We start from the raw sequence: 14,524 nt of genomic DNA, 5'->3' as shown, positions 1-14,524 counted from the left end.
GTCAGATCATCTCCGGTGCGAGGTTGGCGTCGTGGGCGTCCGTGGTCGGCGGGAGCTCCTTGGTCTCCGCCTCGGGGTGGCCGTAGCGGATCTGGCGGTAGATGGACCGGGCGAACAGCGCCAACCCCGCCCCGAGGAGGGGCATCCAGAAGTTCTCGTAGCTCTCGACGCGCAGCGGCCACACGATCCAGCCGAGCACGTACCCGACGAGAGCGGTCGGCCCGAATCGCTTCGCCCAGTCGACCCACCGCGCACCCGCCTGGGCGGGTGTCGGCGACAGCGATCCGAGCGAGCGGGCCAGCACGACCAGCGCGACGAGGACGACCGCCACCCACACGAGGATCTGGACCTCGAACAGCTCCGAGACCCGGATGTTGTAGACGGCGAGGGCGAACCCGATGACCAGCCCGGCGAGCGCGACCTTCACGGCGACCCCGCGCGGGCCGCGGTAGGCGGAGCGCACGGTCTCGGCGCCGGGGAACGCGCTCACGAGCCAATTGCCGGCGTGTCTCATCCCCTCCCCGAAGAAGGGCGCGACGCCCTCCGGGTGGATGATCGCGGTGACGATGATGCCGAGCCCGGTCAACGGCGCGATGTAGTTGTCGATGTTCGTCCCGGCGAAGAAGTAGTTGGAGAACGTCGGTGCCAGGGCGCCGGCGCTGATGATCATCCCGGCCACGATCGCGCCGTTGATCGAGGTGATCCCGGCGAGGTAGGCGGTGGCGAGCACCGACAGGCTGAAGCCGTAGATGAAGTTGGCCGACGACACCTCGACCTGACGGAAGCCGAGCATCACCCCGCCGATGCCGGCGATGCCCGAGCTCAGCGCGAAGGCGAGGAGCTTGGTGCGGGTGACGTTGATCCCGGCCGCGGCCGCGGCGCGCTCGTTGTCGCGCACCGCGAGGAACCGGCGTCCGACCCCGGTTCGTCGCAGGTTCGCGATCGCGATCGCGAGCAGCGCGAGCACCACGCCGCCGAAGATGGCGAACGCCGGACGCTCGTTCTGCGCCCGCTCGCTGCGCGCTCCGATGTCGAGGCCGAAGAAGGTCGGCTCCTTCACGTAGGCCGGGACACCGGCTCGGAGCTGCGTGACGATGTCGTTCTCGAGGTACAGCGCCTGCACGGCGACCGCCGCGGCGATGGTGACGACCGCGAGCTGGACACCGCGGATGCGCACCGCCGGGAGGCCGACGATCACCCCGATCAGCACCCCGACCGCGATCCCGACCACCGCCGCGATCGGCCACGGGAGGCCGGGTCCCTCGACGGGCACGAGGTTCGATCCCCGACCGATGCCGTCGGCCATCATCCGCGCGGTGAAGAACGCGGCGATCCCGGCGAACGACATCTGCGCGAGCGAGATCTGCCCGGTGTAGCCGGTGAGCACGACGAGCGACAGGCTGATGATCGCGAACACCAGCCCCTGCTGGAGCGCCCCGGCGAAGCGCGTGCGCGAGCCGGCGTTCTCGAAGACGAAGGCGAGCAGGGTGAGCACGGTGAGCCAGACGAGGGCGTGCTCGAACATGCGTTGCGGCCGAGGTGCGATCGGCAGGCGTCGCTCCTTCACCGTCCCGCGGATGGGCAGCGACTGGCCCTTGAGGAACAGCACGACCACGATCACGACGAGCGGGATCGCCTCGCTGACGCCGTTCTGCAGCCAGGTGAGACCCGAGACGTCGAACCACTCGGCCTTGTTCAGCTCGAGCAGGTTGCGCACCGCGCCGAGCGCGAGGCCGCCGGCGATCGCCAGCGGGATCGAGCGGAGGCTCCCGATCAGCGCCGCCGCCAGTGCGGGGACGATCAGGGCGGAGAGGCCGATCGGGGTGATCGTGCCCTGGATCGGCCCGACGATGATCACCGCGAGGGTGGCCGTCACCGACGCGATCACCCAGTTGAACGCGGCCAGCGTCTGGGGGGAGTACCCCAGCAGGACCGCGCCCTTCTCGTTGCCGGCCGCGGCCCGCGTCGCGAGGCCGAAGCGGGTGTAGCGGTACCCCGCCCACAGCACCACGCCGAACAGCAGCGAGAAGCCGATGACGTAGAGCGAGTTGCGGGGGAACGGCTTGCCGAAGCCGAGGAAGTTGTTGATGACCTCCGACGGCACGACGCTGCGCGGCTGCGGGAACGAGGTGCCGAAGTTCAGCAGCGCCACCCCCTGCAGGTAGAGCAGCAGCCCGACCGACGCGACGACCTTGCCCAGGGGGGCGGCGTTGCGCAACGGGCGGAACACGAGGAAGTGCGCCGCCAGTCCGAGCAAGGCCGCCATCGCGAGGGCGAGGATCAGCGACGGCACGAACGGCCACGAACCGCTGTCGGAGAGCGTGATCCGGACGGGGAGGTTGAGCTCGTGCGTCGGCAGGATGTCGACCCACGGGAGGAAGAACTCCCCCTGGTTCCACGCCCGGTCGAAGGTGAACATGCCGTACATCGCGAGCGCGCCGTGGGCGAAGTTGATCACCCCGGACCCCTTGTACGACACGACGAGGCCGGCGCCCAGCATGGCGAACAGCGCGCCGAGCCCCAGCCCGCTGATCAGGTCGAAGATGATGTCGTTCACGTCGTCTCCCTCGGTGCGCGTCGTCGGCTGTCGGTCACGACCGAACCGGCACGGAGCCGGAGGTCGTCGTGGCGGGTCATCCGCCCGGTCGCAGCTCGGTGCCCGCGACCAGATCCAGGCCGGTGAACTCGTCGATCACGAGCTCGAGCTCCTCGCCGTTCCACACGTTGGCGCCGACGGAGGAGTTGCAGACCGCCACGTACGGCTCCGGAGCTCCCGAGCAGTCCAGGGGGGTGCTGCCGAACACGTCCTGGGAGCCGTCCGTCGCGGCGAGCACCTCCTCGATCGCCTCGGGGGTGACCTCTCCGTCGACGCGGTTGGCCATGTTCCAGATGTTCATCATCGCGGCGAAGCCGGCGCTGGCGAAGGTCTTGAACACGTCCGCCTCGGACATGCCGTACTCCATCGCCTTCTCCTGGTACACGGTGGCGTCCTCGAGGCGGTCGCCCTCCAGGCTGCCGAGCGGCGAGAGCAGCCCGCTGGAGCTGCCCACGACGTAGATGCCCTCCGAGAGGTCGCCGGCGGCGCGCATCGCCTCGAGGTCGGTGCACGAGCTCGACAGCACGAGCGGGATGTCATCGGTGGTCCACCCGAGGCGTCCCAGCGCATCGACGAAGTTCCAGCAGTCGGCGCCCTGAGCCGAGAAGATGATCACGTCGGGGTCGAACTCGAGGACCTCGGTGGCCTGGGGCGTCACGTCCGGTGCGGCCGGCGTGATCGGGACGCCCACGTAGGTCAGGTCCGGCTTCTCACCGGCGCGCTCGGCGTCGCCCGGCTCCTCGCCGGCGATCACGTCGAGCGGCTTCGCCTCGAGGTCGTTGTAGCAGACGACGCCGGGAGGGGTGTCCGCCCACGGGACCGACACGCGCTGCACGTCGATCCCCTCGAGCTCCTCGATCTGGTTGGTCGCGAACTCGACCAGGCCGGTGTGGACGCCGAGGCAGCCACCCCCGGCGCCGATGGAGTAGACGCCCTCGGAGGTGAAGTCGGCGATCGTCAACGGGGTGCCGACGATCACGGGGATGTCGGAGCCCTGGTAGATGGAGTAGTGGTTGCCGAAGAAGTTGACCGTCGACAGGATCAGCTCCGCGCCCGACGCCGAGAGCTCGTTGGCGCAGCGCTGGGAGTCGTCGGGCGCGACCGCCGACTTGCACAGCTCGATCTCGATCGGGCGACCGCCCAGGCCGCCGAGCTCGGCGTTGATGTAGTCGGCCGCGGCCTGGACGGCCAGCGAGTACTCGGGGAACGACCCGTTGGGGTCGCCCTCGTGGTTCTGCACCCCGATCTCGATCGGCTCACCGGTCGCTTCGCCGGACGGCTGCTCGCCGCCACCGTCGGACCCGGCGCCGGCGCCCGCCTGCGTGCCGTCGGGCGCGGTGTCGTCCCCGGCGGTCGAGTCGGATCCCGTCTCGTCGGCGGCCGACGTCGCTGCGGTCGCGTCGGCGCCCTCCGCGCTCGTGTCGTCGTCGCTCGACGTCGCGTCGCTGCCGCACGCGGCTGCGGTGAGGCCGAGGCAGAGCGCTGCGCCCAGCAGTCGGCGGTGATCGGGTCGGGTCGCCATCGGGCTTCCTCCTGAGGTGTGTCGAGACTGAGGTGTGTCGGGAGCGCTTCCGTCGGAGGCGCCGGGTGTGTCGATGAGTGGTGGGTGGTGGGTCGTCAGGTCGTGTTCGATCGGTCGTCGAGCGGTCGGGCCGCCCGGGTGTCGTGGGCGGGCACGACGCCTGCCCACGACACCCCGCCGCGGCCGATGACGACCGCGACGGGAAGGACGGATCAGCCCCCGGGTCGGAGCTCGGTCCCGGCCACCAGGTCGAGGCCAGACAGCTCCTCGATGACGACCTCGAACTGCTCGCCGGTCCAGCGATTGACGCTCACCGACGAGCTGCAGACGGCCACGTAGGGCTCCGGTGCTCCGGCGCAGTCCAAGGCCAGCCCGCCGAACGTGTCCTGCGTCCCGTCGGTCGCTGCGAAGGCGTCGTACACGGCGTCGCCCGTCAGCTCACCCTCGACCTGGTTCGCGAGCTCCCAGATGTTCATGATGGCCGAGAAGCCCTGCGTAGCGAATCCCTTGAAGATGTCGGCCTCGCCGACGCCGTACTCGGCGCTCTTCTCCTGGTACACGGTGGCGTCATCGAGGTTCTTTCCCGGCTCCTGGGTCTCCAGCGGTGACAGCAGGGTGTTGCCGGTCCCGATGAAGTAGACGCCTTCGGCGAGCGGGCCGGCGGCGCGCTGCGCCTCGAAGTCCGTGCACGAACCCGACAGGACGAGCGGGATGTCATCGGGCGTCCAGCCGAGGCGGCCCATCGCGTCGACGAGGTTCCAGCAGTCTGCCCCCTGGCCGGAGAAGATGATCGCGTCGGGACCGAAGTCGAGGACCTCGGTCGCCTGCGGGGTGACGTCCGGGGAGGCGGGTGCGACCGGCACGCCGATGTAGGACAGGTCGGGCTCGGAGCCCGCGCGCTCGGCGTCACCCGGCTCGGAGCCGTTGAGCACGTCCAGCGGCTTCGATTCGAGGTCGTTGTAGCAGACGACCCCGGGTGGGGTGTCGGCCCACGGGACGCCCACCTTCTGCACCTCGATGTCCTCCTCGCCCTCGATGTCGTCGGTGACGAACTGGACCAGGCCGGTGTGGGCACCGAGGCAGCCACCTCCCGCCCCGATCGAGAAGACGCCCTCGGAGGTGAAGTCCGCGATCGTGATCGGGGTGACCACGAGGACCGGGATGTCGGATCCCTGGTAGATCGAGAAGTGGTTGCCGAAGAAGTTGATCGTCGAGATCGCGAGGTCCACACCGGCCGCCGACAGCTCGTTGGCGCAGCGCTGGGAGTCGTCGGGTGCGACGACGGACTGGCAGACCTCGAGCTCGATCGGGCGCCCCTGGAGACCGCCCAGCTCGGTGTTCACGTACTCGGCGGCGGCCTCGATCGCGAGCGTGTACTCGGGGAACGAGCCGTTCGGATCGCCCTCGAGGTTCTGCACCCCGATGACGAACGGCTCCCCGGTCGCCTCCCCGGACGGCGCCTCGCCGGCGGTGCCTGCGGGGGCTGCGGTCCCGTCCGATGAGTCGGTGGTGTCGGCCGGGCCCTCGGCCGTCTCGGCGGTCGTGTCGGCCGACTCGGCGGTCGTGTCGACGGAGCCCGCATCGGACTCGACGGTGACCTCGGAGGACGCATCGCCCTCGTCGGCGTCGCCGTCGCTGCCGCACGCCGAGGCGACGAGCGCGAAGCCGGTCGCGGCGGCGAGGAGTCGACGCGACGACCTCTGTGATCGTGGTGTCATCGGAAAGGATCCCCCTTGAATCGTGTGGTCCGCCCTCGTTCCCCGAACGGTGCGGGTCGACCCGTCGGAACGGCTCGACGTGGTGGAAAGTAACCAGGTGGTTGGTTCGACGACGAGTCGGAGGTCACAGCTCGTGATCGGGCCCCGTGGTCGTCGCATCCGGCTCGACCGCCTCGGGGTCGTAGTGCAGGCCGGGGATCCCGGCGGCCATCGCGGCGTACCAGTCGGGTCGGGGCTGCACGCCCTCGTAGCCGGCGCCGACGCGCGGCGCCGTCTCGGCGTTCCACTCGTGGTGGATCGGGGGGATCTGGAAGTAGCCGTTGGCCGCGTTCGTCCCGCCGTCGACGTTGAGGTCGTGGCCGGTGATGTAGCTCGCCGAGTCGGACGCGAGGAACAGCACCGGGTCGACGATCTCGGGCAGCTCGCCGATCCGGCGCATCGGCGTGCGCGACGAGATCCAGCGGTCCATCCCCATCCCCTCGATCGCCGGGCGGACCATCTCGGTCACGATGAACCCCGGTGACACCGAGTTGACCCGCACCCCGCGGTCGGCCCACTCGCAGCCGAGCTGGAGGGTGATGTTGCGCAGCGCGCCCTTCGCCGCGGTGTAGGCGATGATGTTCAGCTCGTTCGCGCCGTGGCCCATGATCGAGCAGATGTTGACGATCGATCCCCCGCCCTGCTCGAGCATGTGGCGACCGACGTCGCGCAGGTACATGAACGCCCCACTCAGGTCGACCGAGAGGATCCTGTTCCACGTCTCCATGTCGAACGACTCCGGCGCGACCCCGCGCATGTCGCTGACCCCGGCGTTGTTGATCAGGCAGTCGATCCGGCCGTGCGCCTCGGTCGCCGCGGCCACGACGCGGGCGACGTCGTCCTCCACCGAGACGTCGCCGGGGACGACCGTCACGGTCGAACCCGACCCACGGCAGACGTCCGCGACCCCGTCCAGCAGCTCCTCCGAGCGGGCGGTCAGCACGAGGTCGGCGCCGGCGTGCGCGAAGGCGTGCGCGAACCCCTCCCCCAGCCCCATCGATGCTCCCGTGATCAACACGGTCTTGCCGGCGAAATCGAACATGTGCAACCCCCGTCTGCGTCGTGATCCGTCCCGGGTGGGTCTAGCGCGCACGGCTCCGGCGCCTGCGATCGGCGCGCCCGGCGGCGCGGGCGCGACCGCATCGGACCACGGCGGTCAGCGACGGGGATCGACGAGCACCTTCGTCTCGACGCTCGTGCCGCTCGCGAGGTCGGCGAGGGCGTCGGCGAGCCCGTCGAGGCCGACCGTCGAGGAGTGCAGCGGCTCGACGCGCACCCGACCGTCGGCGATCATCCCCATCGACATCTCGAACTCCTCGTGCAGGTACGCGAGCGACGACGTCACCGAGATCTCCTTCACCAGCCACGTCCCCGGCGAGATGGCGGCGTCACCCTCGGCCAGTCCGATCAGGCACATCGACCCGCCACGTCGGGCGAGGTCGACGGCCGACTGGATCGCGAAGGGACGGCCGACGCACTCGTAGACGATGTCGGCGCCGAGGCCGCGCGTCGCGTCGCGGATCGCCGCCTCGGCCGCCGCGCCCGGCTCGACGACCACGTGGGCGCCGAGCTCGGCCGCCAGGCGCCGACGCCCGTCGCTCGGCTCGATCACGATCACCACGCCCGCGCCGGCGGCGCGCACCCACTGCATCGTGGCGAGCCCGATCGGGCCACCTCCCTGGACGACCGCGACGTCGCCGAGTCGCAGCGCGCTGGTCCGCACCGCGTGGAACGCGACCGTGGCCGGCTCGACCTGGGCGGCCTGGGCGTCGTCGAGGGCCGGGTCGGTCAGCACGACGCGATCGCGCGCGACGGCGAGTCGAGGAGCGAACCCGCCGTGGGGTGGGGCCATCGCGTCGCGCCCGACGGCGGAGGCGAAGGCGACCTCGCAGCGCGCCGGCAGGCCACGCCGGCAGGCGACGCACCCGCCGCAGGCCGGAGCCGCCGCCACGACGACGCGATCGCCCTCGGACAGCGACGACACCTCGGCGCCCGTCGCGGAGATGGTCCCCGACCACTCGTGGCCGCAGATCGCGGGGTTGTACGGTCGCCCCGACTGGTAGGCGTGGACGTCGGTCCCGCAGATCCCGCAGAACGCGATGTCGACGACCACCCCGGTCGGCGCCGGCGTGGGCTCGTCGAACTCGACCAGCTCGACCGTCTCGGTCCCCGTGATCAGCGCTGCGTGCATCTCGCCCCCGTCGTGTCGCGGCCGCGGTCGGGTGCGACTCGTCGCCCGGCGGACCGCGCGCCCTACCTTGTGCCTCACTGTGCCCCGCGCCACGGGGCCACGACGAAGCCGACGCCCCCGGCCGCCGGCCGGACAGGAGACCCACCGTGAGCCTCATCGCCGTCGAAGCAGCGATCACCGTCACCGACCCATCGCAGCGCGCCGCGATCCTCGAGCGGTCCGCCCCGATCCAGAAGGCGACCCGCGACGACGAGCCGGGTTGCATCGTCTACTGCTTCGCGGCCGACCCGTGCCAGGACGACCTCATCCAGGTGTACGAGCTGTGGGAGTCGGAGGAGGCCCTCGCGGCCCACTTCGACCACCCCAACTACCACGACATGCGCACCATGCTCGGTGCCGGTGGGCTCGCGAGCGCCGTCAGCCGCAAGCACCGCATCGACGCCTCCGCCCCCGTCTACGGCTCCGACGGCACCGCGACCGCCGGCTTCGGCTGAGGCGGCACCCGACGGTGTCACGTCCGGGCGCGGTCGTCTTCGACTTCGGCGGGGTGCTGATCACCACGATCGCGAACCAGATCGGCGCCGTCGCGGCGTCGCACGACATCGACCGCGCCGTCATGCACGAGATCCTCCTCGGCCCGCGCGAGAGCGGGGCGCGGCACCCGTGGCACCGCGCCGAGCGCGGGGAGATCGCGCTCGTCGAGATCCAGGGCCTGCTCGACCCGTGGGCGCGTGCGCACGACGTCGAGCTCCACGGTGACGAGATGGACCGGCTGCTCTCCCCCGGCGGCTACGACGTCGTCGACGTGATGCTCGAGCGCGTCGGCGCGCTGCGGACCGAGGGGCTGCTCACCGGTCTGCTCACCAACACCTTCGCCGAGTTCCGCCCGACCATGCAGCGCGACGTCGACTTCGATCTGTTCGACGTCGTCGTCGAGTCGTTCGCCGTGGGCGCGCGCAAGCCCGAGCCCGCGATCTACGCGATCACCGCCGAGCGCCTCGGCGTCGACCACGGCGCGATCGCGTACCTCGACGACTTCGAGCACAACCTCACCCCGGCCCGCGACCTCGGCTGGGCGACGGTGCTCGTCGACGATCCGCTCGACGCGCTGGCCGAGCTCGACGCGATCCTCCACCGCTCCACCGACGCCGCACCCGACACGTCCACGGGCGGCGGTCGGGATGCGCGGTCGAGCTCCCCGGACGCCGGTGACGGGACCCGTCCGCGCCCCTGACGGGACTCCTCCGGTGTCGCCGGAACTCACCGCGTGGTCAATACTGGGGACATGACCGCGACGGAAGACACCAGCGCCGCACCGGACGCGCGCTCACCCGGCCTCACCTACCAGGACCTGCTCGACGCCGACACCCACCCGGTTCCCGACGTCCTGCGGCTCGAGTCGCCGCGCTACCTCGGCAGCGACGACATCCCACGTGAGCGGTACACCTCGCGTGAGTGGCACCGGCGAGAGGTCGACCGGATGTGGTCGCGGACGTGGCAGTTCGCGTGCCGCGAGGAGCACATCCCCGAACCCGGTGACTACATCGTCTACGACATCGCCGAGCTGTCGTTCCTCGTCGTGCGCCAGGACGACGGCTCGATCAAGTCGTACCCCAACGCCTGCCTGCACCGCGGCCGCCAGCTCAAGGAGTACGACGGCCACTGCTCCGAGCTCCGCTGCCCGTTCCACGGGTTCGCGTGGAAGCTCGACGGGCAGCTGCAGGACGTCCCCGCGGCGTGGGACTTCCCCCACGTCGACCAACGCCCCGACGACTTCACTCTCCCCGAGTGCAGCGTGGGCACGTGGGCCGGGTTCGTGTTCATCAACCCCGACCCCGACGCCGGTCCGCTGAGCGAGCACCTGGGCGAGATCGTCGAGCAGTTCGAGGTGTGGGACCTCGAGGACCGCTACGTCGAGGCCCACGTCTCGCGGATCATCGAGGCCAACTGGAAGATCGCCCAGGAGGCGTTCTGCGAGGCGTACCACGTCAACGCGACGCACCCCCAGATCCTGTCCTACCTCGGCGACGTCAACAGCCAGGTCGACGTGTGGGACCGCTGCTCCAGGGTCATCACCCCCGGCGGGACGCCGAGCCCGCTGATCGGCGGCGCCGACAGCGACGTCACCGAGCAGGACATGGTCCGCGGGATGCTCGACGTGCGCGTCGACCAGGAGGCGCCGATCACGATCGAGGAGGGCCAGACCGCCCGGGCCGTGCTCTCCGAGATGGCGCGCGAGCGGTGGCGCCCGATGGTCGGCGACCAGGTCGACCAGATGAGCGACTCCGAGATGATGGACTCCCTCGACTACACGGTGTTCCCCAACTTCCACCCGTGGGGCGCGTTCAACCGCATCGTCTACCGGTTCCGGCCCAACGGCGACGACCACCGGTCCTCGATCATGGAGGTCTTCTTCCTGACGCCGTTCGAGGGCGAGCGGCCACCCCCTGCCGAGGAGCAGCGTCTCGGCGTCGACGACCCGTGGACCGATGCCCCCGAGCTGGGGATGCTGTCCAAGGTCTTCCAGCAGGACGTGTTCAACATGGCCAAGGTGCAGAAGGGCCTCGAGACGACCCGCAAGGCCGGTGCCACCTTCTCCAACTACCAGGAGTCCAAGATCCGCTGGCTGCACGACCTGCTCACCGAGTGCGTCGGCGACGAGCCGCTGTCGGAGACCCCGGTGAGCCTCGGCACGGGCGCCAAGGCGAGGACGTCGTGAACGGCATCGTCCACCCCTTCACCGGCGCGCTGCACGAGCAGGACGGCGACGGCAACATCCGCGTCAGCCTCGACGGCAGGGAGGGCATCTTCGGCACCGACGGGCACTGGATCTCCGGCGAGCTGCGCGAGTGCGACCCCCAGCTCTGCGGGTGGGTCGGCGGTCCCGTCATCGCCAACCACCGCGTCGGCGACACCTCCGCGATCGGGCACAAGCCCGAAGCGGTGGCCGAGAGCTGACGGGCGTGGCCGACCCCGGCGTGCCGCCGGCGGGCGAACCCACGACGCGCCTCGACGGTCGCACCGCCGTCGTCGTCGGCGGCCACAGCGGGTTCGGGCTGGCGATCAGCCGGACCTTCGCCGCCCGGGGCGCCACGGTGGTCGTCGCCGCTCGCCGAGCCGAGCTCGTCGACCGGGTCGCCACCGAGATCGGCGGGATCGGCGCGACCTGCGACATCACCGATGACGACGCCGTCGCCGCCCTCGTCTCGCGCGTCGTCGACGAGACCGGGCGCCTCGACGCGTTCGTCAACTGCGCCGGCTTCCAGCGCTCCACCCCGATCGCCGACCTCACCGGCGACCTGCTCGACGAGATGCACGCCGTGCAGCTGGGCGGCGCGATGTCGTGCATCCGCCACGCCGCCAACGCGATGCGCGAGCTCGGCCACGGCGGCTCGTTCGTCTCGATCAGCTCGCTCACCGCGCACAACCCGGCGCGCGGGCTCGCCGCCTACGCGAGCGCGAAGGCCGGCCTCGAGTACGCCACGAAGATCGCGGCGGTCGAGTACGGCGACGCCGGCATCCGGTTCAACGCGATCTCCGCATCGCTCATCGAGACGCCGATGACGGCGGGCCACTTCGAGAACCCGACCGCGATCGCCGCGCTGCGCGAGATGACCCCTCTCGGGCGGATGGGCTCACCGCAGGACATCGCGAACGCCGCGCTGTTCCTGTGCTGCGAGCTCGGTGACTACGTCACCGGCCAGACGCTGTGCGTCGACGGAGGCGCGTCGCTGCTCGCGCTGCCCACACCGCAGATGTACGCCGACGTCGCCCGTCGCCGCCAGGAGGCCGCCGGCGACGACGGCTCGGGCGCCTGAGCGGCACCGCCGCTCCTCGGTCGCGGCGGTCGGCTCCGACCGCTCGCTACGACCACTCGTTCCAGCGGATGAACTCCTCCGCCGGCGGGCGCTTCGCCAACTTGAAGTCGGTGCCGACCGTGTGCGCGACGGGGAACAACCCGGCCTGGGTGTAGTCGTCGAACGGGATGCCGAGGATGTCGGCCACGGCGCGCTCGTCGCGCAGGTGCAGGGTGGTCCAGGCCGAGCCGATCCCTCGCTCGCGCAGGGCGAGCATGAAGCTCCACACCGCCGGGAGGATCCCGCCCCACCGTGAGGCCTGGCGGAACGACGGGGTGCCCTCGTCCATCCGGTCCGCGAGCAGCGGGATCACGTGGACGGGGACCTCGTGGAGGTGGTCGGACAGGTGCTGCGCCGACTCACGGATCCGATCGGCCTGCGAACCCGGCTCGGGGTCGGGGGCGTCCGCGTAGGCGGCCTCGAAGTGGGTCCGGTAGATCTCGGCGATCGCTCGGCGCCGGTCGGCGTCGTCGACGATCATCCACCGCCACCGCTGCGAGTTCGACCCGGTCGGCGACTGGTGCGCGATGTCGATGCACTCGACGAGGACGCCACGGTCGACGGGCCGGGAGAGGTCGAGGCGCTTGCGGACGCTGCGCGTGGTGGTCAGCACCTCGTCCGCGCTCAGCCCGAGGTGCTCGCTCACGAGGCGCTCACGTCCGAGTCGTCGCCGACCGGGTCGCGGTTGGCCTCCATCCACTCCGAGGTCGCCTTGCCCATCTTCGCGCCGTCGTAGCCGATGCGCTGGGTGGGCTCGACCTCGAGCACGACGCGACGGGGCGAGTCGAGGAACCTCTCGAACACCGCCCGCCGCTCGGGATCCTCCTGCAGCGCGGCGGCCAGCTCGGGGTAGAACCAGTCCTTCACCGACCGGTCATCGTGGACCGTGCAGGTCCCCTTGTAGGTGACGGTCTTGTTGCGCACCATCTTCGACCCCGTGGAGGTGACGACGATGCAGACCCGTGGGTCGCGGCGCACGGCGCTGATCCGTGCCCGCTGGCTCGTGGCGGTGAGCCAGAACCGGCCCTTGCGGTGGACGTAGGACATGATCACCCCGACGGGCCAGCCCTCCGTGTTCGACCAGATGAAGGTGCACTCGTTCTGCGCCTGCAGCATCTCGGCCTCGACGTCGTCGTCGAGGCCGTAGACGGTGACGTCCTCGTAGTCGTCCACCAGATCGTTCTCGCTCATGAGCCGACGTTACGACGCACCCCTCCCCCGCCACGACGCGGGGGTCCGTCGGACGCCGGACGTCGGTGGTCGTCAGGCGGGGGTGAAGCGGAGGGGGAGCTCCTTCATCGGGAACAGGATGAAGGAGGGTTCGTGGACCGGCCCGTCGAAGGGCCGGGCGAGCTCGATGCCGGAGGTCCGGGCCAGCCACTGGGTGAACGCGCTGCGCAGCTCCTGGCGTGCCAGCGCGGCGCCGACGCAGAAGTGGGGGCCGACCCCGAACGCGAGGTGCTGGGCGTCGCGCGACCGGTCGAGGTCGAACTCGTCCGCGTGGTCGAACACCTGGGCGTCGCGGTTCGCCGCCTGGTACCGGACCATCACCATCGTCCCCTCGGGGACCTCGACCCCGCCGATCTCGACGTCGCGGGTCGCCCGGCGCGTGAGGCCGGCGACGGGGCTCTCGTAGCGCAGCACCTCCTCGACGAACGCTCCGACGAGCGAGAGGTCCGCGCGCACCCGCTCCTGGACGTCGGGGCGCCGGGCGAGCAGCCACATCCCGTGGTCCAACGCGCTCGTCGTCGTCTCGAAGCCGCCGGTGACCAGCTGGTGCATCAGGTTCTGCAGCTCTGCCACGGTCAGGGGCTCGACACCCTCCTCGTCGGCGTGGGCGTGGACGAGGGTCGAGATGAGGTCGCTCGTCGGCTCGGCGCGCCGCGCCGCGAACACCTCGGCGAGGTGGTGCTGCGCCTCGAGCTCCACCTCGGCCGCCTCGATCGTCTCGGCCTCGGTCAGCGGACGCATCGCCAGCGCGAGCATCGCGTGGGCCCACCGGTCGAAGCGGTGGATCTCGGATGCGTCCAACCCCAGCTCCTCCGCGATCACGATGCCGGGGAGCGGCATCGCGAAGTCGAGGTGGAACTCGCACTCACCGTCGTCGAGGAGCCCGTCGATCAGACCGCGCGCGACGTCGTCGATGCGCTGGGCCATCTCGGCGATCCGGCGCGGCAGGAACGCCTTCGCGACCAGGCGGCGGTAGCGGGTGTGGACGGGCGGGTCGGTCCGCTGCAGCGTCTCGACGTGCCCCCAGCCGCGCGCACGCAGGATCTCCTGGTGGCGGCGGGCGTTGTCCACCTGCAGCCCGCTCTTGGTCCCGCCGCCGCGACCGCCGCTGGAGAACAGCTCCGGGTTCGTCAGCACGTGGCGGACGTCGTCGTAGCGCGTCACCATCACCGCGCCGATCTCCGGCATCGGGAAGACCGGGCACGACTCGTGCAGCTCGGAGTAGAAGTCCCACGGATCGTCCTGCACGATCGGGTCGAGCATCGTTCGCTCGACCGGGCACGAGATGCGTGCGAGCCGTCGCTCGAGTGTCGTGTCGGTGACCACGTGCCCAGTCTTCCAGCCGCGTCCTCCCGCTCACGGACCGCGGCG

The 14,524-nt window shown here is 70.9% G+C and carries 13 protein-coding genes; 5 read left to right on the top strand and 8 right to left on the bottom strand.

Going from position 1 to position 14,524, the window contains the following annotated elements:
- Position 1 precedes the first annotated feature (1 nt).
- The 5 genes from ACOOHC_RS01765 to ACOOHC_RS01745 all read right to left on the bottom strand — a co-directional run bounded on the left by ACOOHC_RS01765 (position 2) and on the right by ACOOHC_RS01745 (position 8,066).
- Positions 2-2,557 (bottom strand): ABC transporter permease, encoded by a 2,556-nt coding sequence (locus ACOOHC_RS01765; RefSeq protein ID WP_420452297.1) that lies wholly within the window; start codon positions 2,555-2,557, stop codon positions 2-4.
- A 76-nt stretch (positions 2,558-2,633) separates the two neighbouring features.
- Positions 2,634-4,118 (bottom strand): ABC transporter substrate-binding protein, encoded by a 1,485-nt coding sequence (locus ACOOHC_RS01760; RefSeq protein ID WP_420452296.1) that lies wholly within the window; start codon positions 4,116-4,118, stop codon positions 2,634-2,636.
- Positions 4,119-4,330: 212 nt separating this feature from the next.
- Positions 4,331-5,836 (bottom strand): ABC transporter substrate-binding protein, encoded by a 1,506-nt coding sequence (locus ACOOHC_RS01755; protein WP_420452295.1) that lies wholly within the window; start codon positions 5,834-5,836, stop codon positions 4,331-4,333.
- Between the two features lie 124 nt (positions 5,837-5,960).
- Complete coding sequence (locus tag ACOOHC_RS01750; RefSeq protein WP_420452294.1) at positions 5,961-6,917, bottom strand: SDR family NAD(P)-dependent oxidoreductase; 957 nt, start codon at positions 6,915-6,917, stop codon at positions 5,961-5,963.
- Positions 6,918-7,031: 114 nt separating this feature from the next.
- Complete coding sequence (locus ACOOHC_RS01745) at positions 7,032-8,066, bottom strand: zinc-dependent alcohol dehydrogenase (protein WP_420452293.1); 1,035 nt, start codon at positions 8,064-8,066, stop codon at positions 7,032-7,034.
- 146 nt (positions 8,067-8,212) lie between these two features.
- On the opposite strand from ACOOHC_RS01745, the gene ACOOHC_RS01740 reads away from it, so the two are divergent.
- From ACOOHC_RS01740 to ACOOHC_RS01720, 5 genes are read left to right on the top strand one after another with little or no spacing between them, the layout of a single operon-like run.
- Positions 8,213-8,560 (top strand): putative quinol monooxygenase, encoded by a 348-nt coding sequence (locus ACOOHC_RS01740; protein WP_420452292.1) that lies wholly within the window; start codon positions 8,213-8,215, stop codon positions 8,558-8,560.
- 14 nt (positions 8,561-8,574) lie between these two features.
- A complete protein-coding gene (locus ACOOHC_RS01735) occupies positions 8,575-9,300 on the top strand; it encodes an HAD family hydrolase (protein ID WP_420452291.1) in 726 nt (241 codons plus the stop codon).
- Between the two features lie 51 nt (positions 9,301-9,351).
- Entirely contained in the window at positions 9,352-10,785 is a 1,434-nt protein-coding gene (locus ACOOHC_RS01730) for an aromatic ring-hydroxylating oxygenase subunit alpha (protein ID WP_420452290.1), read from the top strand.
- Positions 10,782-11,024: a hypothetical protein gene (locus ACOOHC_RS01725; protein WP_420452289.1), complete on the top strand. Its 243-nt coding sequence runs from the start codon at positions 10,782-10,784 to the stop codon at positions 11,022-11,024. The genes ACOOHC_RS01730 and ACOOHC_RS01725 overlap by 4 nt, the downstream gene beginning before the upstream one ends.
- A 5-nt stretch (positions 11,025-11,029) precedes the next feature.
- Positions 11,030-11,884, top strand: a complete 855-nt coding sequence (locus ACOOHC_RS01720) for an SDR family NAD(P)-dependent oxidoreductase (protein ID WP_420452288.1) — start codon at positions 11,030-11,032, stop codon at positions 11,882-11,884.
- A gap of 46 nt (positions 11,885-11,930) precedes the next feature.
- Here ACOOHC_RS01720 and ACOOHC_RS01715 read toward each other — a convergent pair whose 3' ends face one another.
- From ACOOHC_RS01715 to ACOOHC_RS01705, 3 genes are all read right to left on the bottom strand, one after another.
- Entirely contained in the window at positions 11,931-12,569 is a 639-nt protein-coding gene (locus ACOOHC_RS01715; protein WP_420452287.1) for a nitroreductase family protein, read from the bottom strand.
- Positions 12,566-13,114 (bottom strand): pyridoxamine 5'-phosphate oxidase family protein, encoded by a 549-nt coding sequence (locus ACOOHC_RS01710; RefSeq protein ID WP_420452286.1) that lies wholly within the window; start codon positions 13,112-13,114, stop codon positions 12,566-12,568. Before ACOOHC_RS01710 ends, ACOOHC_RS01715 begins: the two co-directional genes overlap by 4 nt.
- A gap of 72 nt (positions 13,115-13,186) precedes the next feature.
- Complete coding sequence (locus tag ACOOHC_RS01705) at positions 13,187-14,479, bottom strand: cytochrome P450 (protein WP_420452285.1); 1,293 nt, start codon at positions 14,477-14,479, stop codon at positions 13,187-13,189.
- Positions 14,480-14,524: the final 45 nt, after the last annotated feature.

The sequence above is a fragment of the Ilumatobacter sp. genome (assembly GCF_965215205.1).
In the GTDB taxonomy this organism is placed as follows: domain Bacteria; phylum Actinomycetota; class Acidimicrobiia; order Acidimicrobiales; family Ilumatobacteraceae; genus Ilumatobacter_A.
This window is presented reverse-complemented; position numbering and strand designations above follow the sequence as displayed.

What these genes read in the sequence shown, in the direction of transcription:
- ACOOHC_RS01760 (WP_420452296.1), bottom strand. Translation starts at nt 4,118, where the DNA reads ATGGCGACCCGACCCGATCACCGCCGACTGCTGGGCGCAGCGCTCTGC.
- ACOOHC_RS01755 (WP_420452295.1), bottom strand. Translation starts at nt 5,836, where the DNA reads ATGACACCACGATCACAGAGGTCGTCGCGTCGACTCCTCGCCGCCGCG.
- ACOOHC_RS01750 (WP_420452294.1), bottom strand. Translation starts at nt 6,917, where the DNA reads ATGTTCGATTTCGCCGGCAAGACCGTGTTGATCACGGGAGCATCGATG.
- ACOOHC_RS01745 (WP_420452293.1), bottom strand. Translation starts at nt 8,066, where the DNA reads ATGCACGCAGCGCTGATCACGGGGACCGAGACGGTCGAGCTGGTCGAG.
- ACOOHC_RS01730 (WP_420452290.1), top strand. Translation starts at nt 9,352, where the DNA reads ATGACCGCGACGGAAGACACCAGCGCCGCACCGGACGCGCGCTCACCC.
- ACOOHC_RS01710 (WP_420452286.1), bottom strand. Translation starts at nt 13,114, where the DNA reads ATGAGCGAGAACGATCTGGTGGACGACTACGAGGACGTCACCGTCTAC.